General features: G+C 55.5%; 25 protein-coding genes. 10 read left to right on the top strand and 15 right to left on the bottom strand.

Annotated features, from left to right (window positions below; all coding sequences use genetic code 11):
- Position 1: 1 nt before the first annotated feature.
- From nrdR to Q0835_RS01825, 9 genes are all read right to left on the bottom strand, one after another.
- On the bottom strand, positions 2 to 478 hold the full coding sequence (nrdR, locus tag Q0835_RS01785; RefSeq protein ID WP_298814916.1) for a transcriptional regulator NrdR: 477 nt from the start codon (positions 476 to 478) through the stop codon (positions 2 to 4).
- A 31-nt stretch (positions 479 to 509) separates the two neighbouring features.
- The gene (gene glyA, locus Q0835_RS01790; protein ID WP_298958051.1) at positions 510 to 1,820 is read right to left on the bottom strand and encodes a serine hydroxymethyltransferase; all 1,311 of its coding nucleotides are present in this window, start codon (positions 1,818 to 1,820) and stop codon (positions 510 to 512) included.
- 239 nt (positions 1,821 to 2,059) lie between these two features.
- Entirely contained in the window at positions 2,060 to 2,287 is a 228-nt protein-coding gene (locus Q0835_RS01795; protein WP_298958052.1) for a serine hydroxymethyltransferase, read from the bottom strand.
- Positions 2,288 to 2,388: 101 nt separating this feature from the next.
- A complete protein-coding gene (locus Q0835_RS01800; RefSeq protein ID WP_298814923.1) occupies positions 2,389 to 3,672 on the bottom strand; it encodes a L,D-transpeptidase family protein in 1,284 nt (427 codons plus the stop codon).
- 398 nt (positions 3,673 to 4,070) lie between these two features.
- Positions 4,071 to 4,586, bottom strand: a complete 516-nt coding sequence (locus Q0835_RS01805; RefSeq protein ID WP_298814927.1) for a winged helix DNA-binding protein — start codon at positions 4,584 to 4,586, stop codon at positions 4,071 to 4,073.
- 153 nt (positions 4,587 to 4,739) lie between these two features.
- Positions 4,740 to 5,663, bottom strand: coding sequence for a 3-hydroxyisobutyrate dehydrogenase (gene mmsB, locus Q0835_RS01810; RefSeq protein WP_298815088.1), 924 nt, complete (start codon positions 5,661 to 5,663; stop codon positions 4,740 to 4,742).
- 57 nt (positions 5,664 to 5,720) lie between these two features.
- Positions 5,721 to 6,161: a DUF6163 family protein gene (locus tag Q0835_RS01815; protein ID WP_298958053.1), complete on the bottom strand. Its 441-nt coding sequence runs from the start codon at positions 6,159 to 6,161 to the stop codon at positions 5,721 to 5,723.
- Positions 6,162 to 6,187: 26 nt separating this feature from the next.
- Complete coding sequence (locus Q0835_RS01820; RefSeq protein ID WP_298958054.1) at positions 6,188 to 7,222, bottom strand: enoyl-CoA hydratase/isomerase family protein; 1,035 nt, start codon at positions 7,220 to 7,222, stop codon at positions 6,188 to 6,190.
- A gap of 55 nt (positions 7,223 to 7,277) precedes the next feature.
- Positions 7,278 to 8,417, bottom strand: coding sequence for an isobutyryl-CoA dehydrogenase (locus tag Q0835_RS01825; protein ID WP_298958055.1), 1,140 nt, complete (start codon positions 8,415 to 8,417; stop codon positions 7,278 to 7,280).
- A 275-nt stretch (positions 8,418 to 8,692) separates the two neighbouring features.
- Between Q0835_RS01825 and hemB the strand changes: the two genes are divergently transcribed.
- The 3 genes from hemB to Q0835_RS01840 all read left to right on the top strand — a co-directional run bounded on the left by hemB (position 8,693) and on the right by Q0835_RS01840 (position 11,609).
- Positions 8,693 to 9,688 carry a porphobilinogen synthase gene (gene hemB / locus Q0835_RS01830; protein WP_298958596.1) on the top strand — a complete coding sequence of 332 codons (996 nt, stop codon included), beginning with the start codon at positions 8,693 to 8,695 and terminating at the stop codon, positions 9,686 to 9,688.
- Complete coding sequence (locus tag Q0835_RS01835) at positions 9,685 to 10,932, top strand: threonine ammonia-lyase (protein WP_298958056.1); 1,248 nt, start codon at positions 9,685 to 9,687, stop codon at positions 10,930 to 10,932. Before hemB ends, Q0835_RS01835 begins: the two co-directional genes overlap by 4 nt.
- Positions 10,933 to 11,096: 164 nt before the next feature.
- Positions 11,097 to 11,609: an RDD family protein gene (locus tag Q0835_RS01840; protein ID WP_298958057.1), complete on the top strand. Its 513-nt coding sequence runs from the start codon at positions 11,097 to 11,099 to the stop codon at positions 11,607 to 11,609.
- Between the two features lie 20 nt (positions 11,610 to 11,629).
- Here Q0835_RS01840 and Q0835_RS01845 read toward each other — a convergent pair whose 3' ends face one another.
- On the bottom strand, positions 11,630 to 12,379 hold the full coding sequence (locus Q0835_RS01845; RefSeq protein ID WP_298958058.1) for a zf-HC2 domain-containing protein: 750 nt from the start codon (positions 12,377 to 12,379) through the stop codon (positions 11,630 to 11,632).
- A 41-nt stretch (positions 12,380 to 12,420) separates the two neighbouring features.
- Positions 12,421 to 12,915, bottom strand: a complete 495-nt coding sequence (locus tag Q0835_RS01850) for an RNA polymerase sigma factor (RefSeq protein WP_298814947.1) — start codon at positions 12,913 to 12,915, stop codon at positions 12,421 to 12,423.
- Between the two features lie 118 nt (positions 12,916 to 13,033).
- Here Q0835_RS01850 and Q0835_RS01855 point away from each other — a divergent pair, with 118 nt between their 5' ends.
- A complete protein-coding gene (locus Q0835_RS01855; protein WP_298958060.1) occupies positions 13,034 to 14,482 on the top strand; it encodes a S8 family serine peptidase in 1,449 nt (482 codons plus the stop codon).
- Between the two features lie 11 nt (positions 14,483 to 14,493).
- Here Q0835_RS01855 and Q0835_RS01860 read toward each other — a convergent pair whose 3' ends face one another.
- Both Q0835_RS01860 and Q0835_RS01865 read right to left on the bottom strand, forming a co-directional pair.
- Positions 14,494 to 15,957, bottom strand: coding sequence for a hypothetical protein (locus Q0835_RS01860; RefSeq protein ID WP_298958062.1), 1,464 nt, complete (start codon positions 15,955 to 15,957; stop codon positions 14,494 to 14,496).
- A gap of 68 nt (positions 15,958 to 16,025) precedes the next feature.
- Complete coding sequence (locus tag Q0835_RS01865) at positions 16,026 to 17,081, bottom strand: hypothetical protein (RefSeq protein WP_298958063.1); 1,056 nt, start codon at positions 17,079 to 17,081, stop codon at positions 16,026 to 16,028.
- Positions 17,082 to 17,319: 238 nt separating this feature from the next.
- Between Q0835_RS01865 and Q0835_RS01870 the strand changes: the two genes are divergently transcribed.
- Positions 17,320 to 19,158: an SLC13 family permease gene (locus Q0835_RS01870; protein ID WP_298958065.1), complete on the top strand. Its 1,839-nt coding sequence runs from the start codon at positions 17,320 to 17,322 to the stop codon at positions 19,156 to 19,158.
- Between the two features lie 45 nt (positions 19,159 to 19,203).
- A complete protein-coding gene (locus tag Q0835_RS01875; protein WP_298958067.1) occupies positions 19,204 to 19,986 on the top strand; it encodes an arginyltransferase in 783 nt (260 codons plus the stop codon).
- A 156-nt stretch (positions 19,987 to 20,142) separates the two neighbouring features.
- Here the strand turns inward: Q0835_RS01875 and Q0835_RS01880 are convergent, their stop codons facing one another.
- Both Q0835_RS01880 and Q0835_RS01885 read right to left on the bottom strand, forming a co-directional pair.
- Complete coding sequence (locus tag Q0835_RS01880) at positions 20,143 to 20,802, bottom strand: uracil-DNA glycosylase (RefSeq protein WP_298958069.1); 660 nt, start codon at positions 20,800 to 20,802, stop codon at positions 20,143 to 20,145.
- Positions 20,803 to 20,821: 19 nt separating this feature from the next.
- The gene (locus tag Q0835_RS01885) at positions 20,822 to 21,415 is read right to left on the bottom strand and encodes an NYN domain-containing protein (protein WP_298958071.1); all 594 of its coding nucleotides are present in this window, start codon (positions 21,413 to 21,415) and stop codon (positions 20,822 to 20,824) included.
- A gap of 407 nt (positions 21,416 to 21,822) precedes the next feature.
- Between Q0835_RS01885 and rpoZ the strand changes: the two genes are divergently transcribed.
- The 4 genes from rpoZ (at position 21,823) to Q0835_RS01905 (ending at position 25,822) form a co-directional block, all read left to right on the top strand.
- Positions 21,823 to 22,224: a DNA-directed RNA polymerase subunit omega gene (rpoZ, locus tag Q0835_RS01890; protein WP_298815007.1), complete on the top strand. Its 402-nt coding sequence runs from the start codon at positions 21,823 to 21,825 to the stop codon at positions 22,222 to 22,224.
- Between the two features lie 109 nt (positions 22,225 to 22,333).
- Positions 22,334 to 24,580, top strand: a complete 2,247-nt coding sequence (locus Q0835_RS01895; RefSeq protein WP_298958073.1) for a bifunctional (p)ppGpp synthetase/guanosine-3',5'-bis(diphosphate) 3'-pyrophosphohydrolase — start codon at positions 22,334 to 22,336, stop codon at positions 24,578 to 24,580.
- Between the two features lie 28 nt (positions 24,581 to 24,608).
- Entirely contained in the window at positions 24,609 to 25,190 is a 582-nt protein-coding gene (gene pyrE / locus Q0835_RS01900; protein WP_298815013.1) for an orotate phosphoribosyltransferase, read from the top strand.
- Positions 25,191 to 25,219: 29 nt separating this feature from the next.
- Positions 25,220 to 25,822 carry a DUF2062 domain-containing protein gene (locus tag Q0835_RS01905; protein WP_298815016.1) on the top strand — a complete coding sequence of 201 codons (603 nt, stop codon included), beginning with the start codon at positions 25,220 to 25,222 and terminating at the stop codon, positions 25,820 to 25,822.
- The last annotated feature ends 18 nt before the right edge of the window (positions 25,823 to 25,840 follow it).

Consider the following 25,840-nt stretch of genomic DNA (forward strand, 5'->3'; position numbering starts at 1 on the left):
ATTATGTATTTTTTACAGGCTGCCCATCGGAATCACTGAGTTCGTCCAAAAGGGCCTCGAAATCCTTGGCTTCGCGGAAATTCTTGTAGACAGAAGCAAAACGCACATAGGCGACATCGTCTATGCCCTTGAGGCCTTCCATGACGTGGTTGCCAATTGTTTCCGCGGTAATTTCGCTTTCGCCCGAACTTTCCAGCTGGCGAACAATGCCACTGACCATGCGTTCAATCTTGTCCGGATCAACAGGCCGTTTTCGAACGGCGATCTGAACCGACCGCATGAGCTTTTCCCGATCGAAAGGCACCCTGCGATTGGAGCGTTTCAGCACCATCAGTTCGCGCAGCTGCACCCTTTCGAATGTGGTGAAACGGCCGCCGCAGGTGTTGCAGATCCTGCGGCGGCGTATAGCGGTATTGTCCTCGGTCGGGCGGGAATCCTTGACCTGGGTTTCGTCGCCGCCGCAAAAAGGACATCTCATTTCTTGTAGCTCCTGACCGAGCCCGCGATTGTCAGCCCCCGTAAATCGGGAAGCGGGCCGTCAGTGCTTCTACCTTGGCTTTGACGGCTGCTTCAACTGCCGCGTTGCCCTCTTCACTGTTTGCGGCCTTCAAACCGTCCAACACTTCCGTGATCAAGAGACCAACTTCGCGGAATTCAGCCACGCCGAAGCCGCGCGTCGTTGCTGCCGGTGTTCCAAGACGGATACCGGACGTAACAAAAGGTTTTTCCGGATCGAACGGAATCCCGTTCTTGTTGCAGGTAATGTTGGCCCGTCCGAGCGCCTTTTCGGCAACTTTGCCGGTCGCGTTTTTCGGACGAAGGTCGACAAGCATCAGGTGGTTGTCGGTCCCACCGGATACGATATCGAGCCCCTGTTCTTTCAGGGCCTCGGACAATGCCTTGGCATTTTCCGCAACCGCGCGCGCATAGGCTTTGAATTCGGGCTGCAATGCTTCCTTGAAGGCCACAGCCTTGGCGGCGATCACATGCATCAGCGGGCCACCCTGAAGTCCGGGGAACACGGCGGAATTGATCTTCTTTGCGATCGCTTCGTCATTGCTGAGAATAAGCCCGCCACGCGGGCCACGCAGGGATTTGTGCGTAGTTGAGGTCACGACGTGAGCATGAGGAACCGGTGACGGATGGACGCCACCGGCCACGAGACCGGCAATGTGGGCCATGTCCACCATCAGGTAGGCACCGACGCTGTCGGCAATCTCGCGAAACTTTTTCCAATCCCAGATCCGAGAATAGGCGGTGCCGCCAGCCAGGATAAGTTTCGGCTTGTGCTCATGCGCAAGACGTTCGACTTCATCCATGTCGAGCAGATGATCGTCCTGACGAACTCCATAGGAAACGACATTGAACCACTTGCCGGACATGTTGACTGGAGATCCATGTGTGAGGTGACCGCCAGAATTCAGATCAAGACCCATGAATGTGTCGCCCGGCTGCAGAAGCGCCAGGAAAACAGCCTGGTTCATCTGGCTACCTGAATTCGGCTGCACGTTGGCAAAGTTACAGCCGAACAACTCCTTGGCGCGCTCGATAGCCAGCGTTTCGGCAATATCGGCAAATTCACACCCGCCGTAGTACCGCTTGCCCGGGTAACCTTCCGCATATTTGTTGGTAAAGATCGAGCCCTGAGCTTCCAGCACCGCACGAGAAACGATGTTTTCCGATGCAATCAATTCGATTTCATGCTGCTGACGACCCATTTCTTTTTCGATCGTGCCGAAAATGTCCGGATCAGCCTCTGATAGACCGCTGGTGAAGAAACCGGACTGCAGGGATTGACCAGAGCTTTCCATCAAAGACATCGCATCATCCTTGTATTCTGTGCGAGGAGCAGAAGGCACCAGCGGTACGGTCCTTTGCAGACCTTCATCGCAACCGTGCCAGCTTGACGCGAGGGATTAACACAGCGTTCGGCAAGAACCAAGGGTCATAGCGACGCGACCCACTTGGAAAACGACACCAATGTTCCGCAAAATCAAAAATGTTCCGCAAGTAAATCAATCAAGTCGCGTAAGATCACGCGACGACGGTTCTGCCGTTATCAATACAGTGTCGGATCTGGTCGAATAGTTTTGGCCGCGGCTTCTTGTTCAATGCGACGCTGCAGCTTGCGCACCACAATCCGCTTCAGGTCTTCCTGCGCCACAGACGCCGGACCAAAGGTCGACACCTCGATACCGGTCGCCGCATCAATGGCGGTTACCTTGACCTGTTTCCCGACCGGCCTGAATTCCAGATAGATCTCGCCCGGCCGCGGATCGCGACTCATTGCCCTGCTCCTTGCTCAACAAGGACCAGAAGACACGAAACGCCGGCCTGATCAAGGCCGGCGTTTCTAATGAACATTGCCATAAACCTGGAGAAACAGCTTCAGAGACGGGCCTGCGACCCGGTTCCATGAATGTCGTCCCGGTCGTAGATGTCTTCACGGAAATGCACGACACCGTCGGCATTGGACCAGGCTGTCACATATGTCAGATAAAGCGGAATGGACTTCTTCAGCTTCACGTCTTCACGCTCACCTGTACGAATAACGGAGTCCACCTTGTTCCGGCTCCAATCCGCGTTTGATGACTGCAGCATCCATGTTACCAGCTCACGCACGTTCTGAACCCTGACGCAGCCGGAAGAGTGGAAGCGGTTGGCTTCACCGAACAGCGTCTTGGAAGGTGTATCGTGCAGATAAACCTGGTGCTTGTTGTGGAAGTTGATGCGCACGTTGCCAAGCGAGTTTTCTGCGCCCGGATCCTGCGTGAAGCGGTACTGTGTCGCTTCGTCGGTATTCCAGTCGATCTGCTGCCAGCTGAGTTCGTTGTTACTCCAGTCAAAGATCCGGATGTTGTTCTTTGAAAGATACTGCGGATCCTCTTTCATCTTCGGGATCAGATCCTTGCGGATAATCGACTTTGGCACCGTCCAGTATGGGTTGAAGTTCAACTCATAGATCTTGCTGTTCAGGATTGGCGTCTGACGATCGATCTTTCCCACAACAGCGGTATGGCGGGACCGGACCCGGCCATTTTCGACGGCCTCGATCTCGGCTGCCGGGATATTCACCATCACGTACCGATCGCCCTTGAAGCCGGACATGGACCGCAGGCGGATCATGTTGGTCTCAAGCTGGCGCAGGCGGACATGTGCCGGAACGTTCAGGGCGGCAACGGTATCTGCGCCCATGACGCCATCCGGAATCAGGCCATGACGCAGCTGAAAACGGCGCAATCCGGCGTCGACATAAGAATCGAATGTATCGCTGAGGCCCGCTTGCTGCTCAAGATCACCTGATGCGATCAGACGGCGGCGCAATTCCACGACACGTGGGTCGCGGGAGCCGATGCGAAGGGTTTTGCTACCCCCGCTCACCGTGCCCCAGCCGCCAGCCTGGACAATTTGCTGATAGCGGTTGATCGCAATCGCATTGTAGTCAGCCGTGTTGGGTGACAGCGTCGGTGCCGACGACTTCACTTCCGTAATGTTTTCGGTCGCAATGTCGAAATTGTCTGCCCATTCAACGGTCTGACCGCCTTGCGCTGGAGCCGGTCCGCCCAACACAAACGGTACCGCCAAACCGAGCGCGCAAAGGCCCATTAGCGATTTCCCAGTCGTCTTATTGACGTGAAGCTTTATCCCGAACGGTCCGGATAAAAGGTTCATTGCCGACCCCATGTTGCTGCGACGATGCGCGGATGTTTTCGTGTTTCAGGCCGGTTTGCCATAATTAAACCGAGCCAGCTATACCAATTCCTAGCGGAAGGGAGTTAACAAATCGCTTGATTTTTTAACCATCTTTTCGTTTGGAATACCGCACAAAGCCATTCCAATGTGACCACAAGATGTCAGCTTCTTGCCGCTAGGTCTATCTGAGGCGAAGACATCAGCTTTTTGAGCTGAAATCAACAATTCGGCAGCGCAATTCTGCGTGAGGTCGACAAAGCGTGCAGCGTTTGTGGTTTCGGAGCTCCGCGCAGCGGCAAATACCCTTGAAAATCTGCCCAAAAAGAAAGGCACCGCCCCGAGGGCGGTGCCTTGTCATCTGAATGTACCGCGAAAACTTACAGACGGTAGAGAATCTGGTCAGTCCAGAACCGCTCTAGACGGCGCAGAGACTTGTTCAGAGCAACAAAATCCTGCGGCCCGATCTCACCAACCTGTTCGACAGACAGAATGTGGCGCTCATAAAGATCATTGACGATCTTTGCCACTTCCTGGCCCTTGTCCGTGAGGCTTACACGGACGGACCGACGGTCCATGCGAGAACGCTGGTGATGAATATAGCCGGTTTCAACCAGTTTCTTCAGGTTATAGGAAACGTTTGATCCCAGGTAGTAACCGCGTGTCCGCAGTTCACCAGCTGTCAATTCAGCATCGCCAATGTTGAACAGCAGCAAAGCCTGCACACTGTTGACATCGGAACGACCCATGCGATCGAACTCATCCTTGATAACGTCCAAAAGACGTCTATGCAGTCGCTCGACGAGCGTAAGTGCCTCGAGGTAGAGTGGCTTGATGTCCACTGCTTCCTCTTCACCTGGTGCCACAGCGTCGACTGCCCTACTTGCGGTGATCATTTGATTGCGCCTCTTATAGTACCTGTCTTTCGGCGGATATTTTCCCGCCTTGACCTGCAATCTAACCGAGCGATTCTAAAATCCGCTTAAGAGACACGCTGAATCATAAGTTAACTTTTGAAGGGTCATTTAGGGGTCCGATTAATGTCTTGTTTACCCTGCCCCCCTGAGGAAGTTCACAATCCCGGAGAAATCCGTCTCATTACCGCCAGAGTTGCAGTACAATGCATACAAAGACGAAGCTTCAGCGCCAAGCGGTGTTGCCGCTCCTGCAGAATTTGCTGCTTCTTGGGCGAGTTTTAAATCCTTCAGCATCATTGCAGCGGCAAAGCCCGGCTGATAATCGCGATTTGCCGGCGATGTCGGCAATGGCCCTGGAACCGGACAATAGGACGTCAGCGACCAGCACTGACCCGACGCAGTCGACGAAACATCGTACAACTTTTGCGCGTCCAAGCCGAGCTTCTCCGCAAGAACGAATGCCTCGGAGACCGCAATCATCGAAATACCGAGGATCATGTTGTTGCAGATCTTTGCGGCTTGGCCGTTTCCAGCCCCCCCTGCGTGAACGATTGTCTTGCCCATGATGTCGAGGAAGGCTTTGGCTTCCTGAAAGGCCTTGTCCGGTCCTCCCACCATGAAAGTTAGCGTGCCGGCAGCGGCACCAGCGACACCACCGGAAACCGGGGCATCGACCATGAGCATCCCCTTTTCCTCTGCTGCACTACTGACCGCACGAGCACTATCGACATCGATCGTGGAAGAGTCGATCAACAATGTACCGGATCTGGCGTTGTCGAGGATGCCGCCCTCGCCCTGATAGATCTGCCGCACATGTTTGCCCGCCGGCAGCATGGTAACAACCACATCCGCTTGCGCAGCAAGGTCTGCGACACTGCCGGCCTTTTCGCCGCCTGCATCGGTCAGGAGCGCCACGGCTGCTTCGGAAAGATCAAATCCAAGAACCCTGTGTCCGGCCTTGACAAGATTGATCGCCATCGGTCCGCCCATATTGCCCAGACCGATGAATCCGATAGTGCTTGGCATGGTTTCCTCCCAAACTGTTTTTACGTTGATTTTGAATCGGTTGACCGCTTGTCCTGAACCGCTTTGAAAAGCGGTTCAAAGAATGATTCAAGTTCTGGACTCTGCAGGTCGACCCGCAGCCTCCCGGTTTTCCTTGATGGTCAGATAGTGAAGTGTCACGTAGATCGCGATCGTCAGCAGATAAAATGCAATCTCATATGGCCGGCGACCGTATAGGTCGGAAAAGGCGGTATGCATCACGATCTGGCAAAAACAGCGAAACAGCCACATGACTGTGCCCCAGGATACCGTCAGCCAAAGCCCGGTTGCAGCCACAAGGTCCAGAACGGCGAAAAACACAATTGCTCCCTGAAGGGCAATCGGCATTTCCCAGAACCAAAGTCCCCGCCACTCGACAATACCTATGATCCGCGCCCAGTAGATGACGCCGCCTCCAATCAAAATGATCGCGATGACACGCAGATACCAGATCAGCAAAGTGCTCCAGGGCGGGCGCGAGTCGATCAGGTCCTGAAAGCTGGTGATCATATTCAGCGAGTGTCCAATGGTCAGTATCAAAGAGGCAAATCGCCCTCAGGCGGTTCTTCGAAATACGATGCCAGCGTCGCGCTGTCTACTTGGCTGAACTGTGTAGGGCTCCACGCAGGGTTTTGATCCTTGTCGACAACGGCTGCCCGGATGCCTTCAAAAAAGTCATTTTCCAGCAAGATACGCGACACGATGCGGTATTCCAGCTTCATGCACTCATTAAAGGATAACTCGGTTCCGCGCTTCATCTGTTCAAAGGCAACCAGAACACTGGTCGGCGATTTAGCCCGAATTGCACTTGCGGTTTTTCGGGCGAACTCGTCGCCGGAGCCATCCAGCCTGTCAAGAATGTCGCTCACGCTGGAGGCTGAAAAGAGCTTTTCGATCAAATCAGCCTGTTCGGTGACCGGTCCTTTTTCGGGCGTGACCAGAAATGGTGCCAGTGCTGTGTTGACATCTTCTGCACTTTCAAGCGCAAGAGCGACGTCGCCCAGACTTCGTTCCTCGATTGCGTGGGTCAGGACACCCGTCGCCAATGCATCTGCTTGCTTCAAACGGCCGGCACTGAGAGCACAATAGATGCCTGTCTTCTTCGGCATGCGCGGCAGAAAGTACGTGCCACCGACATCCGGAAAGAAGCCAATCCCGGTTTCCGGCATTGAAAAGAGCGTCTTTTCAGTGCCGATCCGGTGGCTTCCATGCACTGAAACACCAACACCGCCTCCCATGACTATGCCGTTGATCAACGCTATATATGGCTTTGGATAGGCTTTGATGTGCGCATTGAGCAGATATTCTTCACAGAAGAATTCTGCCAGGCCGTCTGCCTTCCCGGCCATTCTGGCATCATAGATGCTGCGGATATCGCCACCGGCACAAAAAGCCTTTTCACCCGAACCGGTGATGACCACATGCGCGACTTCCCGATCGTCCGCCCAGCGCGTGAGTTGCTCCTCAAGCAAGCGAACCATTGCTTGGCTGAGTGCGTTCAGCGCTTTTGGCCGATTGAGGGTAACAAAGCCGGCCCTGCCGCGCTTTTCAAACAGAATTTCGTCGCTCACTGGGCGCCTCGCAAGAAAGAGGAGTCATTTCAATTTCCAAGCAGCTTGAATTCACTCAGTCTTTCAAGAGCTGTCGGGCGATAATCAGGCGCATGATCTCATTCGTGCCTTCCAGGATCTGATGCACCCTGACGTCGCGAAGAAAACGCTCGATCGGATAGTCCCGCAGGTAGCCGTAGCCGCCGTGAAGCTGCAGTGCTTCGTTGACGACCTTGAACCCGGTGTCAGTTGCGAGCCGCTTCGCCATCGCAGCCAGCCGCGTTGCATCTGGAGACTTGGCATCGACCGCGGTCGCGGCCTTGTGCAACAGAAGGCGCGCGGCTTCCAGTTCAGTGACCATGTCGGCCAATCGGAATTGCAGCGCCTGGAATTCGGCAAGCGGCTTGCCGAACTGCTTGCGCTCTTTCATGTAATTCACTGCAAGATCAAGACAGGCTTGTGCGCCCCCTAGAGAGCAGGCGCCTATGTTGAGGCGTCCCCCGTCAAGCGCAGACATAGCAATCTTGAAACCCTGTCCTTCTTCACCGATCAGATTGGACTTTGGCACACGGCAATCCTGAAAATTGACTTGCGCTGTCGGTTGGCTTTTCCAGCCAAGCTTGATTTCGTTGGCACCGAAGCTGAGGCCTGGTGTGCCCTTCTCAACCAGAAGACAGGAAACTCCGGACGGCCCCTCGCCGCCCGTGCGCACCATAACCGCATAAAGATCGCTGACCCCACCGCCCGATATGAAAGCCTTGGATCCATTCAGAACGTAGTGGTCACCATCGTCCTTAGCGCTTGTCCTTAGGGACGCGGCATCAGAACCGGAACCTGGCTCCGTCAAGCAGTAGCTTGTCAGCAATTCCATCGTGCAGAGCCTGGTCAGATATTTTTGGCGCAACTCCTCCGATGCGAATGTGTCGATGATCCAGGCCACCATGTTGTGAATGGAAAGATAGGCGGCTGTCGATGTGCACCCCTTGGACAGCTCTTCGAAGATCAATGCAGCATCAAGACGGCTGAGCGAAGAGCCGCCAACGTCTTCCCGGACATAGATGCCACCAAATCCGAGTTCTGCGGCCTTGCGCAAAGTTGGGATCGGAAAATGGCTTTCCTCGTCCCATTCCTTGGCAAAGGGAGCGAGCTCATCTCTTGAGAAGCTTGCTGCCATATCCTGAAAGGCGCGCTGATCTTCGTTCGGTGAAAAGTCCACTTCGTTGTCCTCCCATCGCAGGCGATGACACAGGCCCCTTCCCCGGACACACCCGCCGCTTTCAATTGCGGCAGCACTAAACCATATTTGACGCAAACGTCAAACAATCTCTTTTTTGTTTTTATTTTCAGTTATTTTACAGAATGTTGGACTGCGTCAAACTGCGTGGTAGATTGTCGGCTCACTCCCGGCAGAATGCAAAAACGAACTTTCCTCTAATACAGGCTGCTGAAATGCCGTCCAAAACGTCCCTCCCGAAGATCACATCTGACCATATGGATACACTGCTTGCGGGCACCCGCATGCGCCGCAATCGCCAGACCGACTGGTCCCGGCGTCTCGTGCGTGAAAATGCGCTGACCGTCGATGATCTGATCTGGCCGATTTTTCTGGTGGACGGGGAAGGTATCCGGCAACCGGTTCCATCCATGCCCGACGTTGTCCGTTTGTCGGTGGATGAAGCCGTGCGCGAAGCCGAGCGTGCCGCAAATCTCCACATTCCCGCGCTTGCTCTCTTTCCATATACGGATCCTTCCCTGCGAGACGACACAGGATCAGAAGCACTGAACGCCAACAATCTGACCTGCCGCGCCCTGCGCGCCATCAAGGCAGAGGGTTTTAACACTGGGCTGATGACGGACGTCGCGCTGGATCCATACACCAGCCATGGCCACGACGGCCTGATGGAAGACGAAACCATTCTCAACGATGAGACAGTCGATCAGCTCTGCCGGCAGGCTCTCGTTCAGGCCGAAGCGGGGTCGGATGTGATCGCCCCCTCAGATATGATGGATGGCCGTATCGGCGCTATTCGGCAGTCGCTTGACGCCCAAGGGTTTCGCGGCACGCAGATCATGGCCTATTCGGCCAAATACGCTTCGGCGTTTTACGGGCCGTTCCGCGATGCTGTTGGGTCGTCGGGCACATTGAAGGGAGACAAGCGCACCTATCAGATGGATCCCGCCAACACGGACGAAGCCCTGCGCGAAGCCGAACTCGACATCTCGGAAGGTGCGGACATGATCATGGTGAAGCCAGGCATGCCCTATCTCGATATCGTCCGCAGGCTCAAAGACGAATTTCAGGTTCCAACTTATGCCTATCAGGTCTCAGGTGAATACGCGATGATCAAGGCGGCCGCCGCAAACGGCTGGCTTGATGGCGACAAGGCCATGCTGGAAAGCCTGTTGGCGTTCAAGCGCGCCGGTGCCGATGGCATTCTGACCTATTTCGCGCCGAAGGTGGCCGGAATGCTGGCTGAGCGTTCATGACACTGGCTTTCAACGACCCGCAGCAAGTTACTGTCGATAAAATCCACAATGCTGCGGAGATCATCAAAGGCGCGGTTCTTGAAACGCCGTGCCTGCCTGCGCCGCGTCTGTCACAGCTGACCGGTGCGGATATTTTTGTCAAATACGAGAACATGCAGGTTACCGGCGCTTTCAAGGAACGTGGCGCACTGGTCAAACTCACCAGCCTGTCCGAGCACGAGAAATCACGCGGCGTGATCGCCGTTTCTGCGGGCAACCATGCGCAGGGGGTTGCCTATCACGCTGGCCGGCTTGGCATTCCGGCTACGATCGTCATGCCTGTCTTGACACCTTTCGTGAAAATTGCCGCCACGCGTGGATACGGCGCCGAAGTGATCCTGGCCGGCAACACGCTTGCCGAGGCCAAGGAAGAGGCCGATCGTCTGGCGCAGAAGAAGGATCTTGTCTGGGTTCATCCATATGACGACGCGCAAGTCATTCACGGCCAGGGAACCATTGCTCTGGAAATGCTGGCGCAGCAACCCGATCTCGACGTCTTGGTGATCCCGGTTGGCGGTGGCGGCCTGATCTCCGGCATTGCAACGGCGGCCAAGGCACTGAAGCCGTCAGTGAAGGTAATCGGCGTTGAGACGACGCTCTATCCTGGCATGTGGGGAGCTTTCTACGGCAAGGAAGTGCGATGCGAAGGGGCAACCATTGCCGAAGGCATTGCGGTACGGGACATTGGTCAACTCACGACGGAAGTTGTCAAGGACCGGGTCGATGACATATTGCTGGTTTCAGAAAGCAGCATCGAACAGGCGATCAACGCCTACCTGACCCTGCAGCGGACAATTGCAGAAGGTGCCGGTGCTGCCGGACTTGCAGCCCTGTTGAGCGATCCGGCCAGGTTTGCCGGTGAAAAGGTCGGACTTGTCCTTTGCGGCGGCAACATCGACCCACGCCTTCTCTCCAAGATCGTTGTGCGCGAGCTCGCCCGCGATGGCCGCCTTGTGTCAATCCGCATCGACACGCCTGACCGCCCGGGAACGCTCGGCGAAATTGCCACCGTCATTGGAGACATGCAGGGCAATGTGGTCGACGTGGAACATCACAGGCTGTTCCTGAATGTGCCCGCCAAAGGAGCAACCCTCGATGTGACCTTTGAGGCCTTTGACCGCCCGCACGGAGAGCGGATTGTGGCGGCTTTGCGTGAACGTGGGTTTGTTGTGCGCTATCTGGAAATCGGCGACAGAATGGATTGATTCCCAGCCTCAAATGTCAACCTGTCACGTCACTTCCGAGTAGTGTTCTGAACTTTTTTCTTTTGAGCCCGCACCTCAACGGAGGCATTGCCGTCTGCAGTCCGATTTGCGAAGTCGGCATCCAATCCCCACATCTGGTTCATCACATTCTTGGGAGCCTGAAAATGTCAGCTGCAAGCACTGCCGATTACACACGCCAGGATGTCTTTGATCCGATGGTCAACCCGGAGCTCTTTGCCGGTGTTCGCAGCCGTCGGATATTCGCGTTCTGTATAGACGTGATTGTGATTGCGCTTTTGACATTCGGTGCCGGCGTACTCGTGTTCTTTCTTGGAGTGTTCACGCTTGGCCTGGGCTTCCTGCTATACGGGATCCTGCCGGCGGCGGTCGCCCTGCTTTATGTTGCCTTCACACTTGGCGGGCCACAGGCTTCAACGCTTGGCATGCGTGCCATGGGGTTGGAAATGCGCTTGTGGTATGGCGCAAAGCCCTATCCGCTACTGGCAGCAGTGCATGTTTTGCTCTTCTGGTTCTCCATATCCCTGCTCACGCCCCTGGTACTGCTGGTTTCGCTCTTTTCGGATCGCAAACGCCTTCTGCATGACTTGATCCTGGGTGTTGTGGTGATCAACTCGGCTTATCATCAGCAGCATGTCGGTGATCACCACCAGGGCTAAACCTTCAAGGTCTGGCAGATCTATCTCACGGCCAAGTGCTGCAGTTCATCTTCAGCGCCGAGAGGGTCTCCCAAACCGGACGATTTCAACCAGGCTTCCAGGGCATCGAGCGAAGAAGCTGGAGCGTAGTGGTTCGCCGCGTCTCCGGAGGCCGCAATAGCGATCTTCGGTTGCCACTGGCCACCATCGCGACAGGCGACCGACACGACAGAGTGGCCATTCGCCCCTTCATAGTCGAATTCGCGGCAAAGCACCCCGGCTTCATCCATGAACGATGCGATCAGGTTGAGCGTCGCCCCCGACGACAGCACGCTGCTTTCGCCAGAAGGCGTTGACGCCAGCGCCCCTTCAATCCCAGGGTCCGCAAGTGCTGCAACCCCAAAGGGTGACCCTTCGCCTGCCTGATCAGGCAGATTGAGCGAATAGCCTGTTCCAAGACCGATCGCGAGTGCCAGGCAAGCAGCAATTGCGGTCGGAACAAATCCGGAGCGTCCAAAGCGACGGAACGGCACCACATTGTCTGCCTCCGCAGGTGCGGGTTCATCGTCCTTATCTCCGATCAACGCGTCGATCCGACGTGCCAGATCATCCGGTATAGGCGGAGCTGTTGCTGCCTTCAGCTGGTCAGCGGTCTCTCGAAACATGGCAAGCTTGCGCTGCGCGGACTGGTCTGTTTTCAGGGCTTCTTCAACCCTTGCGGCCTGGTCTGCCGTCAATTCGCCATCCGCATAGGCCATAATGAGTTCATCGGTCATCTCGGTCTGGTCCATAGTTAGCCTCTACTCTTTCGGAATACGGTTTGAAACCCGATTTATTCCGAGGACAGTCCAATTTTGGTTGCGAGTGCGCGGCGGGCACGGCAAAGCCTGCTCATGATTGTTCCCATTGGCACGTCGAGTATTTCTGCAACTTCCGCATAGCTCAGCCCTTCGACGCTCACCAACAAAAGAACTTCCCGCTGACCCTCGGGAAGTCGTTCGACCGCTGCCATGACACTGGAAACCATCAGGCGTGCATCACCTTGATGACACACACTGTCTGCGATTTCGGGAGCGTCGTCATACTCCAGCTCGTGGCCCCGAACTTTGTTTTTTCGGATGATATCAATCCACGCGTTTCGCAGAATTCGGAACAGCCACGCTTCTATCTTGCTTGCCGGATCAAAACTGGATCTCGCCTTCAAGGCGCGTTCAACGGTTGATTGGACAAGATCGTCAGCTTGGTCTCCGGATCGACACAGTGACAGAGCATACCGTCTCAAATTCGGCAGTTTCTCAATCAACAATCCACAAAACGGGTCAGTCATGCATGTACCATTTTAAAAGCCTGAGGAGCGGAATATTCGAGCCGTTTTCACGTTCTTCCTATGAGTACGAAACAAGCAGGCGGTTTATTCCGCAACCGATGTATGAAAAGGTGACGCTATGAAGAAGCTGTTTTTTGCGTTTGTCGCAATGCCATTTTTCCTCCCCCTGACCGACGCCTTCAGACAGGAAAGCGCATCGTATCTGTTTTTACAGTCAGCCTATGCTGACGACGACGACAGCGACAGCGATAGCGATGGGGGAGACAGCGACAGCGATGATAGCGACGATGATGATGATAATGACGACGACGACCGAAATGACAGCCAAGGCCAACGAGGCGGTCAGAGCAGCCAGGGAGGCCGGAACAGCGGATCTGCGTCAGGTCTTTCACCATTGCGCCGGCTCTTTGGTGGTCAGAACAGGCAACGTCAGGAACAAACTTCACCCAGACGGGTAGTTCCGACTGCGCCTCTGCCTCAATTCGCATCTTCGGAAATCATCGTTTTCAATATTTCACCGCAGGATTTGCAAAATCTTCTGGATAACGGCTTCGGTATCTTGGAAGAACGCTCGGTTCCTGGCGGCACCGTTCGCTCTCATCGCCTTAGCCCACCATCCAATACCAGCCTGGAAGATGCGCGTGACGCGGTGCGGGCGCTGCCTTCAGGCGGAAATGCCGATTTCAATCACTTCTACCGCTTGGATCGCGGCGACAACACATGCACCGGACAGCACTGTGCTGCCTTCACACTGATAGACTGGCCAGGTCAGGTTGCCGAACTCGCAAACAAGTGTGAAACCGGGATCCGACTTGGCATGGTCGATACCGGCCTTAACGAGAATCACTCCACCTTCAGCGGTGCCAAGATCAAGGTATTGCGACTGGCCGACCAGGAGCGACCTGCCTCCAAGGCCAGCCACGGCACTGCTGTCGCGGCAATCCTGATCGGGCAACCGGATACACGCACTCCTGGTCTTCTGCCTGACAGCGAGCTGATCGCCGTTGATGCATTCTATCGAAGTGGGCGGGATGAAAGAGCCGACGCTTTTACCCTTGTTGAAGCTCTATACAGGCTCGCCGAAGAACAGGTTTCGGTGATCAATCTCAGCCTTAGCGGGCCTGAGAACCGTGTCCTTGCGCTGGCGGTCGATGATATCAAGGAAAACCGCGGCATCGCGCTGATTTCCGCAGCCGGCAACAACGGCCCCAGTGCAGACCCGGCTTATCCCGCAGCTTTTCCTGGCGTGTTGGCGGTAACTGCAGTCGACAAGAACAAGCGGATCTACCGCCGGGCAAATCGCGGCAGTTATGTCGATCTGGCAGCACCAGGTGTTAACGTGTGGTCGGCGGCCTCGGTCAAGGGAGCAAAGTGGAGAACCGGAACATCATTTGCCGTGCCGTTTGTGTCCGCCGCTGCGGCGATTGTCCGCCAGACCAATCCGGACCTCTCCGTCGATGATGTGTTTGAGCTTCTCAAGTCGAACGCTGAAGACCTTGGTGAACCCGGCCATGACCCCATATTTGGTTCGGGGCTGCTTTCGGTCTCTGCACTTTGTGGCAGTTAGGGCTTCCTTGCTCAATCGGTCTTGGGCGCTGAGAGAAACAGAAGTGTCGTTCCAGCGTCTTCTGCCAACTGGCGAGTTTTCTTGCCGGTGCAATCCGTCCGGCAAATTCCACTGTCCTGAATAATGAGGAGTTTCGGCCGGCGCAAAAGTGCGCGAGCAAGCCTGATGTTCAAGCGATCTGCGTCGGACAGTCGAGTTGCAGTCCTGCTGTCCCAGTCCAACTGAAGTTCGAAGATCTCCATTAGGCTCTCCGGCACCTCATCGGATACACCGGACTTCATGCCTAATTGTACGGCCTGCTTGTCGCCCGTTTCTTCCGGAATTCCATTCGCCGGGGAAACCAAGGCAACAGCCCTCCAGATCTCCTTAGCACCCAGAGACGCATAGTCGATTTCGCCCAGAAGAACCCTCCCTTCGTCTGCCCGCACTGTCAAACCGGCCAGGCTAAGCGCAAGAAAATGCCGATCTTCCGGGTCAGTCAGCACAATGTCGTTGCTGACACCCGGCTCAATCCGCGCAGACACGCTTTCTCCGGATGGCAGCTTCAGGCCGGAAATCACAAGCGGCGCTTGCCAGTCAACCTTTTTGCCGTGGGAAGTCGATTGAGGTTTCAAAGCCGTTAGACCAAAAACTCTTGCCAGTTTTTCACGAGCGACCTTGTTGGCTTCATAATATTCAATACCCGCTGCCCCGGTCTCAAGCTGCGTTGCCAAGAACGAAAACAACATCAGGAACAAAACGATCGTTTCCGCGCCGTCCAGCGATGTGAGCACAAACAAGCCAACCGCGACCGGAAATGTTGCGCGACTGCAGGCTTTCAGGACACCGGACCATGTCGCGCGTTGAATTAGATAGCTGCAAACTTTCTCACTGCGGCGGGCAAGTCGTCTCAGAAGCGGTTCAAGCCGGCCATGAAGCAGTAACGGCAACCGGTCAGGCAACGCCCGGCCAAGAAGCAATGCCATCCCACCACGTTTTTGCCTTGACCTGCGAATGCTGTGTCTGAGTGGCCGCAATGTTGCCAGAATGGCAATGCCCCACATGAAAATGACGGCGCAAAGCGGCAACAAGAGCGTCGGTTCCGCCAGGAAAATCCAGGTCCCCAGCGTCGCAACCGTCGGAACAAGAGCAATCAGTGCCAAAAGCCCTCTGGAAAGCCACAGCTTGATTGCCCCCAGGTCGTTGACAAGCCTGGTCAGCGACAAGCCGACACCTGGAGCCTTACCGTCAAAGGGTAACAAAAGGGCGTGGCGTGCATAGGCCAGTCGCACTTCATGCACGTAAGACAACGCGAATCTTTCGGCGTGCCTGTTTTGAAAAATGAAAAGCCCGAGCGCAGAAATGGCGGCAAATATGAAGACGGCCAGAACGGGTTGCCCGAACAGGTCCGCGTCCTTTCTGAGCAATGAACTTGCGCTAAGGGAAAGGATGATTGCGCCAACTGCCTGGGCGATACCGGCGGCCACGAGAGCCATGCACATCACCGTCCGGCGAGGCTTCCACAATCGTGGGAAGCCCTCGCCTGTGCTTGGTTGAAATTGGCTCATCCGGTTGCCGCGTACCGAGGCGATACCACGGTATCCATGATTTGAGAGACTTTCTCTGCCTGGTGAAATTCCGGCAGGTCATAGGCCGGAAGGCCGAGATTTGCAGCGGCTTCCCGTGCAGCAAGCGGAGACCGCAACAAGGCGCCGGAAATTGCGAGCACATTATATCCAAGGTCAGTCAGCTGCTTTGCGCCTGCGACAGCACCCAATGCGTCTCCTGAGGCAAACACAACGCCGTCGAAGACGGACTGGATCAGCTTGCTTTCCGCAATCTGCCGTGTTTCGTCCTGAAACAGGCCGTCTGCAATTTCCACCACAGCAAGATCACAATTCGATCTGCTGAGAGACCTTAGAAGATTGCGGGTCGAGGCCACCAGGGTGTCGAGCGGAACGCCAAAGGTGGTTGCCATTCCGGCATCGGTGAAATCAAGAACCTCGCTTGCGCCTGAATCGCGCATCAACCAGGGATCCCCGCCAGCAGCGGTGCCTGTGATCTTGAGAGCTCCGACGCGATAGCCGTTCAGCGCAAAGCCTCTGACGAGCGCCGCCGCTGTTGCCGTCTTGCCGGAATTCATCGACGTTCCGAAGACGCCGAGCACGACGGAAGGCATTGGTCCGGCCAATGTTGGAAGCGCGTAGGCGTTCAAATTTACCGGACGGCCATTTGACAGGCAAAGAACGCCGACCGGTTCTATTGCAGTCGGCCCGGAGAGCCTGTTGTGCCAGGAAACGGCCTTTGATGCGATGCCGCCGGCTGCAACCATGTGACAGGTTTCCAGACTTTCCGGGACATAGGATTCATATTGGTCGGGAGCATATCTGTTGCCATAAGCCAGGATCACTTCGTCGCCAATGTTAAGCTTGGCCTTGCGGCCGTTCGGCAATTCGATACGGCCGTGGGAGCCGATTTCAGAAATACGAGCCAGAACAAGGTCGCCTGCTTGCGGTTTATAGTCAGCTGAAGACACTGCTGCACAGTCTTGCAGATCGACGCGGCGCACGGCATATGAGGGCTTTGCTGCCATAATGCGGGCGGGTGAGATATTTTCCATGTCCGTTTCCTCTTCTGGTCAGACCGCTCTGGCGCGGTCATTGAGAGAAACGGGACAGAGCTGAGGTTATTCCCTCGGACATTGAGATTTAGATATTTCCATTGCATCGATTGGGCAGTTTCTAGCGGAACCAGCAACTTTTAACCGCATTCTGGCTAGCGTCCCCTTCCAATCGACCGACCGGCTGTTTTAAACTATGCCTTGAAATAGATTGGCCACTGTGGCTTTGGGCAGGTGAATGCATTCAGTTGATATCGCGATGGCGCTTACCTTTCTGGTGATCGCGTCAACCGTCTTTCTTTACGCCCTTGAACGTTATCCGATTGAAACAATCGCGCTAGGATCCGTTTCCGCGTTTATCGTAATATTTTCGGTCTTTCCGGTCACGTCGCCGGACGGCGACCCGATTACGACGGCAGACTTTCTGACCGGTTTCGCCAATCCGGCTCTCATCACGGTCATCTGCCTCTTGATCATCGGACAGGGTCTGTTCCAGACAGATGCTCTGGAAGGCCCAGCTAAAATAATCGTCCAGATGTCCCGGGGCCATTCGGCACGTGCTGCCATTCCAATCCTGATCATTGTTGCTGTCTTGAGCGCGTTTTTGAACAACACGCCGGTCGTGGTGATGTTCCTGCCCATATTGACAGCCGTTGCAGCGACAGTCGGCCAATCCCCTGCCCGGGTTCTGATGCCGCTTTCCTTCATTGCCATCCTTGGCGGCATGACGACATTAATCGGCTCGTCAACCAACCTTCTGGTAGCAAATTATGCGGCTCAAACATCCGACCTGAAGCTGACCTTCTTCAGCTTCACGCCCATCGGAATGATCGTCGCAGGGACAGGTGCCATCTATGTTCTCTTCGTGATGCCTCATCTCATGCGTGCGCGCAAAACAATGGCTGAAGAGTTTCAGGCAACATCGGGCAAGCAATTCATTGCGCAGATCGAGATCACCCACGGTCACCCGCTGGTTGGGGTTGAATCTGTGTCCGGCATGTTTCCCAAGCTCAAGGACATGACGGTTCGACTGGTTCAACGTGGTCAAAAGCCAATTCTGCCCCCCTTTGAAAATGTGGTGCTGACACCCGGGGACACGGTGATCGTTGCCGCGACGCGTGCAGCGCTCGCAAATGCGCTTGCCCGCCGCCAACCGTTGATGGAGACCGAGAGCGAAACCCCAAGCAGTGCTGAGCGCGAAACCACGGCTGCGCAGCCAGGGTCGATCAGCTTGTCGGAGGTGGTTGTCGCTCCAGCGTCACGCCTGATGGGCAGGACGTTGCCCCAATCCGGCTTCTATTCGGAAACCGGCTGCCTGGTGATGGGCATTCAACGGCGCAGCCGCATGCCCCGCATGGCCATGAACGATATCCGCCTGGAAGCTGGCGATGTCCTTTTGGTCGCCGGAAACGAGGACGAGATCGCTCGACTGCGCGGCAACAGGGATGTGCTGTTGCTCGACTGGTCAACAACCGAGGTCCCACGAAGGCGTTATGCCCCCCGGGCCCTGGCGATTTTTGCGATCGTCGTCGCGCTTGCGGCAACCGGCATCGTTCCGATCGTGACCGCAGCAGTCGCCGGCACCTTTGCCATGATCGCTTCAGGTTGCCTGAACATTCGCCAGGCCATGCGTGCCATCGACAGCCGGATATTCATGCTTGTCGGAGCTTCTCTTGCCGGAGCTGTTGCTTTGGAAGGCACTGGAGGGGCAGTGGCGATTGCTTCCGGTCTTGTCGATGTATTGGAGGGGGCATCGGCATCTGTCGTGCTGTCCGCGTTGTTTTTCATCGTGATGATTTTGACGAATTTTCTGTCAAACAATGCGGCGGCCGTCCTGTTTACACCGATTGCGATCAATCTGGCAGAGCAGATCGGTCAACCGCCCGAAGCCTTTGTCGTTTGCTTGATCATTGCCGCGAACACCTCGTTCGCAACGCCGGTCGGTTATCAGACAAATCTGATCGTCATGGGCCCCGGACATTACCGTTTTGCCGACTTTGTGCGGGCTGGTACGCCGCTGGCTATTATTTTATGGTTGACCTTCTCTTTGGTGGCTCCATGGTATTATGGATTGTAAGGCAACAGATCAGGGACATATTTTGAGGTATCGCGGGACAACACGGTGACACGGCACCCAACAGATCATCCGCAGTTTTATCTTACAGCGCCTGCGCCCTGTCCCTATCTTGAGGGAAAGCAAGAGCGAAAGGTCTTCACCCACCTTGTTGGCCATGGAGCACCTGCTCTAAATGAAGTCCTGACACAGGGCGGTTTTCGTCGCAGCCAGAATATTGCTTACAGGCCGGCTTGCGAGCGCTGTCAGGCCTGTGTCTCCGTGCGCGTGCGTGTTGACGACTTCAAGTGGAGCCGTTCTTTCCGAAGGGTCTGGAAGTCGGGTTCAAACCTGATCGGAGCACGTCTGCCACCGAGCCCCTCAGCCGAACAATACGATCTATTCCGGGACTATCTGGAAGAACGCCACGAAAATGGCGGAATGACCGAAATGAGCGTTCTCGACTATGCAATGATGGTGGAAGACACGCATGTGGACACGCTGCTGATCGAGTATCGAAAGCGAGGCCCGAATTCCTTCATCACCGGCACGGGCGACGGGCCGCTTCTTGGCGTTGCGCTCAGCGATCAGCTTTCCGACGGCCTTTCCATGGTCTATTCGTTTTATGATCCGGACTACGCCGATACGGCGCTCGGGACCTATATGATCCTCGACCATATTGAACGCGCAAGAAAGCTTCGCCTTCCCTATGTTTACCTTGGGTACTGGGTCGAGGGATCTGAAAAGATGGCCTACAAGGCGCGCTTCAAGCCTCAGGAACATCTGGGACCGAACGGTTGGGCAATCGCCGATGCAGAAGACTACAAGAAGTCTCCGCATTCCGTTGAATGAGGTTCCAACGCTCTTCCATTGCAGACCTCATTGAGGCACACGAGATCATGACGATGCTGGCGAGCACCGGAAAGCATTACGCTCGGAAGTTTGCAGCAGGGCACTTCGCCCGATGTTGCCGTTTATGCTCCCTCAAACGAATTTTGCTCGATCGGATCAGGGAACGGTCTTGCGGATCTTGTCAAACACCGATCTGAACATGTCTTCCGTCAGTCGGCCTGTGTTGGTGTTGTACCGTGAGCAGTGATAGCTGTCGAAAAGCGTCATGCTGTGGCCAGGCAAGTCGTGTTCGGCGCAATGTGCAAAGGGAAAGGCGGACCGTTTCAGCTCAAGCGCCGTCAGAAACGTCTCGTGGGCAATACGGCCAAGTGCGAGAACAGCACGAATGGAAGGATTGGCGGCCAGTGTCGACAACAGGTAGGGGCGGCAGGTCTTGATTTCCGCACCTGTCGGCTTGTTTTGCGGCGGCAGGCACCGCACCGCATTGGTGATCATGGCGTCTTTCAGCTGCAGACCGTCATCGGGTCGCGCCAGATAAGTGCCTTCGGCGAAGCCATAATCAAGCATTGTCTTATAGAGGAGATCACCGGCGTAATCGCCCGTGAAAGGCCGTCCGGTACAGTTGGCGCCTTTCATGCCAGGTGCCAGGCCGATGACCAGCAGGCGGGGCTTTTCCGATGTGAACGAAACAACAGGTGCGTTGTGCCAGTCTGGATGCGCGGTCTTGAGCTCTTCGCGAAGTGCCACCAGACGCGGACAGGCCGGGCAATCCAGCGGTGGATCGACCGGCCCGAGAGTTTCGTTCTTCCAATTCATCGTCAAGACAGACCTGAACTCAGTAGTCGTCTTCCTCGTCATCGTCATCCAGATCCGCAGGAGCTTGCGGGCGTACCGGACGTTCTGAGGGGTCACGGCCGATTTTGTTGGCAAGATTGGCGAGGTCTATGAAATGGTCAGCCTGGCGGCGCAGGTCGTCGGCGATCATTGGTGGCTGCGTCTTCAGCGTTGAGACGACGCTGACCTTGCGCCCCTTTCGTTGCAACGCCTCGACGAGCGAACGAAAGTCTCCATCGCCTGAAAACAGCACAACGTGATCGACGGATTCTACGAGTTCCATCGCATCCACGGCGAGCTCGATATCCATGTTGCCTTTGACTTTGCGACGGCCAGCGCTGTCAACGAATTCCTTCACGGGCTTCGTAATGACCTTGTATCCGTTATAGTCCAGCCAATCAATCAAGGGCCGGATTGAAGAATACTCCTGATCCTCGATCAATGCCGTGTAGTAATATGCGCGCAGCAGATAGGCTTGCCCTTGGAATTCTTTCAGCAAACGCTTGTAGTCAATGTCGAAGCCGATAGCCTTGGCAGTGGAATACAGGTTGGCCCCATCAATGAACAAGGCAACCTTTTCACGAGCGTCAAACATTTTATTTGAAACCTTTCCAAGTCATATGCGCAAAGAAATAAGATGTCTTCAAGTACCAGGCTTCCCGCAGCCAGGCACAATTCACCAGCTTTCGTCATCAATCAGCGCATACTTTGCTGTGGCGATGCTACTTATAAGGCAACGTCAAACAGCTTATTGTTTTATTTTCCCATCGGCCTTTTGATTCTTTAGTTAAGGGCCTGCCAGTGCCCTACACTATAATATCGGAGTGCCGCAATGCAAAAGCGAGAGCCACTTTCGAAAAACCGACAAAAAATCAGCGAAAATTGACCGTCCGTAACGTCAACACAAGCTTCCGCTTCCAAGAATTGACAAGGGGTTGCTTTTTCTAAACGCGACTACTATACGCTGGTTCTTCAAGTTCCTGAAGCCTATGGAGACGTCGAATGGCGCGCGTGACCGTCGAGGACTGCATCGACAAGGTCGAAAACCGGTTTGAGCTGGTGCTGCTGGCTGCGCACCGGGCTCGCATGATCTCAAGCGGTTCGCCGCTGACCATCGACCGTGACAACGACAAAAACCCTGTTGTCGCGCTTCGCGAGATTGCCGAGCAGACCGTCAGTCCGGAAGATATGAAAGAAGACCTGATCCACTCCCTGCAAAAGTTTGTGGAAGTGGACGAGCCGGAGGCAGAAGCCGTGCCGGTGGTACCTGCGCCCGGACAACAGCAGGTTACACAGGTGAACAGCGTCGATGACGGTGCTGTTGAATTTGACCGCATGTCAGAAGAAGATCTTCTTCGCGGACTGGAAGGCCTGGTTCCGCCAGAGCGGACCGACGACGTCTGATTTCACGTCACAAGCTCGTTCGAAGCGCGGCTGGCTGCAGCCCGCGCTTTGAGCGTTTTTTTCTTTTTCCAGCTGAAGTCTCAGCCGGTTTCCAAGGTCGGTTGCGGCCATGATGCGTCAATACGAACTCGTTGAACGGGTTACGCGTTACAATCCGGAAGCTGACGAAGCCTTGCTCAACAAGGCTTACGTCTATGCCATGCAAAAACATGGCTCCCAGATGCGTGCATCGGGCGATCCCTATTTTTCCCACCCTCTTGAAGTCGCCGCCATTCTGACCGACCTGCGCCTCGACGACGCAACGATTGCCGTTGCCTTGTTGCATGACACGATCGAGGACACGGATGCGACACGATCCGAGATCGACTCTCTCTTTGGAGAGGAAATCGGCAAGCTTGTTGAAGGCCTGACCAAGATCAAGCGGCTTGACCTTGTTTCGCAGAAGGCCAAACAGGCAGAAAACTTCCGAAAACTGCTGCTTGCCATTGCCGATGACGTTCGGGTGCTTCTGGTCAAACTTGCAGACCGTTTGCACAACATGCGAACGCTGCAGCACATGCCGGAACACAAACGTGGCCGGATTGCCGAAGAAACCATGGAAATCTATGCGCCGCTCGCCGGCCGCATGGGCATGCATGACATGCGTGAGGAACTGGAGGACATTGCCTTCCATACCCTCAACCCGGAAGCTTATGAGACGATTACCAGCCGGTTGAGCGACCTGCGGGACCGCAACGCCGAACTGATCAAGGACATCGAAACCACACTGACCGAACGCTTGAGCGAACGGGGCATGGCAGCTGAAGTCCGAGGACGGGAGAAACGGCCTTATTCGATCTTCCGGAAGATGCAACGCAAGGCAATCGGCTTTGAGCAACTTTCCGACATTCACGGCTTCCGGGTCACCGTCGGAACAGTCGAAGCCTGCTACCGCGTGCTTGGCGTCATTCACACAACGTGGCCAACGGTGCCTGGCCGGTTCAAGGATTACATCTCGACACCCAAGCAGAACGACTACCGTTCGATCCACACCACCATTGTCGGACCTTCCCGCCAGCGCGTTGAACTTCAGATCCGAACGATTTCGATGGACCGGGTCGCAGAATACGGTATTGCGGCACATGCGCTTTATAAAGACGGCGAGTATGGCGGTCGCAACATCGCCCGCCACACGGAAGACTGCCGGGCATTCGAGTGGCTGCGCCGGACTACGGAACTTCTTGCGCAAGGGGACACACCGGAAGAGTTTCTGGAGAACACGAAGCTCGAATTGTTCCACGATCAGGTCTTCTGCTTCTCCCCCAAAGGCCGCCTGATCGCCCTGCCCAGAGGTGCCACCCCTATCGATTTTGCCTATGCCGTTCACACAGGGATCGGCAACACATGCGTTGGGTGCAAGGTGAACGGCAAGATCATGCCGCTCGTCACCGAGCTCAGAAACGGTGACGAAGTGGAGATAATCCGCTCTCCGGCTCAAACCCCTCCGCCGGCCTGGGAGGCAATTGCTGTCACGGGAAAGGCAAGGGCTGCCATTCGACGCGCGACACGGGAGTCGGTTCGCAAACAATATGGCGCTTTGGGTGAGCACATTTTGAAACGGGCTTTTGCACGCGCCGACAAGGCCTATTCGGAAGACCTTCTGGAGGCCGTCCTTACAGAGCATCATCAGTCCAGCGTTGCCGATCTGCTGGCCTCAGTTGGTCGAGGGGACCTCAGCGCACAATTGGTGCTTAAATCTGCGCATCCGGACTATCAGGATGAACGGGTCGCAATATCAGGACCGTTGACCGAAGAAGGCTGGTTCGGGCTCAAGCAGGGCCAAGGCATGAAATTCCGAATTCCGCCCGACGCGCTTGAGGCAGAGAAAAATGCCGCTGAGCACTCGGATGATCCAGGCGAAGGTCCCGCGCTCCCGATCAGAGGTCTATCCGGTGACATTCCCGTTACTTTTGCACCGGATGGCGGCGCCGTTCCGGGTGACCGCATCGTTGGTATCTTGACCCCGTCGGAAGGACTGACCATTTATCCGATACAGTCGCCGGCATTGAAGGAATTTGATGACCAGACGGAACGCTGGGTAGATGTGCGTTGGGATATCGATCACAACAATCCGGAACGGTTTCCGGCCCGTCTGGACATCTCTGCTGCCAACGAACCAGGGTCTCTGGCGACGATTGCACAGGTAATCGGTGAGAATAGCGGGAATATCGACAATGTCAAGATGGTACAGCGTGCACGCGATTTTCATCAGATGCTCATTGACCTGGAGGTCTGGGATCTGAAACACCTGAACCGGATTATCAACCAATTGCGTTCCAAACCGAATGTTTCAAGCGTCAACCGTGTAAATGGATGAGGCGCAACACACCCGAGGATCCAGCTAAATGACACGCGACGAAGTCTTGTCCTTGTTTCGCGAAGCCGGTGCCTACATGGAAGGGCATTTCATTCTGACCTCCGGGCTTCGCAGCCCGGTCTACCTGCAAAAGGCGCGGGTATTCATGTATCCCGACAAGACCGCGACGCTGTGCAAGGCGCTGGCGGACAAGATCAGGTCTTCCGGACATGGACAGGTCGATTACATCATTTCCCCTGCGCTTGGCGGCCTTATCCCCGGTTATGAGACCGCACGCCATCTGGGCGTCCCCGCAATGTGGGTGGAACGCGAGGATGGCGAGTTTCGCCTGCGCCGTTTCGACCTTCCGAAGGGGGCAAAAGTGGTTATTGTCGAAGATATCGTCACAACAGGCCTTTCAGTGCGCGAGACGGTAACCTCGCTGAAAGCTCTTGGTGCTGAAGTGGTTGCAGTGGCTTGCCTGATCGACCGGTCTGCGGGAGAGGCGGACACATCCGTGCCATTGATTGCCTTGACGGAATACAAGGTGCCTGTTTACGAACCGGACAATCTGCCTCCGGAACTGGCGGCCCTGCCCGCGGTCAAGCCAGGCAGCCGCGGACTGAGCTAAATAGAAGTAACGGAGACGAAGCCCACACGATGCTGTTCCGCCGAAGACAAATACCAACACGCATTGAGCGATTGCGCGTTGCCGTCTGGCCACGGAACAGCTGGTCACGATCCACCAAGTATTTCGGCAAACGGGTTTTGCGGCTGACTGCAACACCACACGCAATTGCCATAGGGTTTGCAGCTGGTGCCTTTGCTTCATGCACACCGTTGGTCGGGTTCCACTTCCTGACAGCATTCGGCCTGGCCTGGTTGCTTCGCGGCAATTTGATTGCAGCCGCGCTCGGCACTTCGATCGGGAACCCGATCACCTTCCCGTTTATCTGGGCATTCACGTTCAAAATCGGTCAATGGATCCTGCATGGACGCGCGCCTAAAGCAGATCCTGCGCATGTCCATCAGCAGTTTCAGCACGGACTTCTGGAAAAATCGATGGATTCTCTCTGGCCAATGCTCAAGCCGATGTTCATAGGTGGCCTTCCTCTCGGATTGGTCATCGGCTCGGTGTCCTATGTGATTGTCTATAAGAGTGTCGAAGTCTATCAGCGGCGGCGCAAACGCATTCTCGCCGAACGGGGCGAGCAGCTCTTCCCAGCACCAGGGCGCACGCTGGAAGAAGACGGCGGCGCTTGATTCCAGGTCCGGCATGCA

Source organism: uncultured Roseibium sp., assembly GCF_947499295.1.
Taxonomy (GTDB): Bacteria; Pseudomonadota; Alphaproteobacteria; order Rhizobiales; family Stappiaceae; genus Roseibium.

What these genes read in the sequence shown, in the direction of transcription:
- nrdR (WP_298814916.1), bottom strand. Translation starts at nt 478, where the DNA reads ATGAGATGTCCTTTTTGCGGCGGCGACGAAACCCAGGTCAAGGATTCC.
- glyA (WP_298958051.1), bottom strand. Translation starts at nt 1,820, where the DNA reads ATGTCTTTGATGGAAAGCTCTGGTCAATCCCTGCAGTCCGGTTTCTTC.
- Q0835_RS01795 (WP_298958052.1), bottom strand. Translation starts at nt 2,287, where the DNA reads ATGAGTCGCGATCCGCGGCCGGGCGAGATCTATCTGGAATTCAGGCCG.
- Q0835_RS01800 (WP_298814923.1), bottom strand. Translation starts at nt 3,672, where the DNA reads ATGAACCTTTTATCCGGACCGTTCGGGATAAAGCTTCACGTCAATAAG.
- Q0835_RS01805 (WP_298814927.1), bottom strand. Translation starts at nt 4,586, where the DNA reads ATGATCACCGCAAGTAGGGCAGTCGACGCTGTGGCACCAGGTGAAGAG.
- Q0835_RS01815 (WP_298958053.1), bottom strand. Translation starts at nt 6,161, where the DNA reads ATGATCACCAGCTTTCAGGACCTGATCGACTCGCGCCCGCCCTGGAGC.
- hemB (WP_298958596.1), top strand. Translation starts at nt 8,693, where the DNA reads ATGGATACACTGCTTGCGGGCACCCGCATGCGCCGCAATCGCCAGACC.
- Q0835_RS01835 (WP_298958056.1), top strand. Translation starts at nt 9,685, where the DNA reads ATGACACTGGCTTTCAACGACCCGCAGCAAGTTACTGTCGATAAAATC.
- Q0835_RS01840 (WP_298958057.1), top strand. Translation starts at nt 11,097, where the DNA reads ATGTCAGCTGCAAGCACTGCCGATTACACACGCCAGGATGTCTTTGAT.
- Q0835_RS01845 (WP_298958058.1), bottom strand. Translation starts at nt 12,379, where the DNA reads ATGGACCAGACCGAGATGACCGATGAACTCATTATGGCCTATGCGGAT.
- Q0835_RS01850 (WP_298814947.1), bottom strand. Translation starts at nt 12,915, where the DNA reads ATGACTGACCCGTTTTGTGGATTGTTGATTGAGAAACTGCCGAATTTG.
- Q0835_RS01855 (WP_298958060.1), top strand. Translation starts at nt 13,034, where the DNA reads ATGAAGAAGCTGTTTTTTGCGTTTGTCGCAATGCCATTTTTCCTCCCC.
- Q0835_RS01860 (WP_298958062.1), bottom strand. Translation starts at nt 15,957, where the DNA reads ATGGCTCTCGTGGCCGCCGGTATCGCCCAGGCAGTTGGCGCAATCATC.
- Q0835_RS01865 (WP_298958063.1), bottom strand. Translation starts at nt 17,081, where the DNA reads ATGGAAAATATCTCACCCGCCCGCATTATGGCAGCAAAGCCCTCATAT.
- Q0835_RS01870 (WP_298958065.1), top strand. Translation starts at nt 17,320, where the DNA reads ATGCATTCAGTTGATATCGCGATGGCGCTTACCTTTCTGGTGATCGCG.
- Q0835_RS01880 (WP_298958069.1), bottom strand. Translation starts at nt 20,802, where the DNA reads ATGAATTGGAAGAACGAAACTCTCGGGCCGGTCGATCCACCGCTGGAT.
- Q0835_RS01885 (WP_298958071.1), bottom strand. Translation starts at nt 21,415, where the DNA reads ATGTTTGACGCTCGTGAAAAGGTTGCCTTGTTCATTGATGGGGCCAAC.
- rpoZ (WP_298815007.1), top strand. Translation starts at nt 21,823, where the DNA reads ATGGCGCGCGTGACCGTCGAGGACTGCATCGACAAGGTCGAAAACCGG.
- Q0835_RS01895 (WP_298958073.1), top strand. Translation starts at nt 22,334, where the DNA reads ATGATGCGTCAATACGAACTCGTTGAACGGGTTACGCGTTACAATCCG.
- pyrE (WP_298815013.1), top strand. Translation starts at nt 24,609, where the DNA reads ATGACACGCGACGAAGTCTTGTCCTTGTTTCGCGAAGCCGGTGCCTAC.
- Q0835_RS01905 (WP_298815016.1), top strand. Translation starts at nt 25,220, where the DNA reads ATGCTGTTCCGCCGAAGACAAATACCAACACGCATTGAGCGATTGCGC.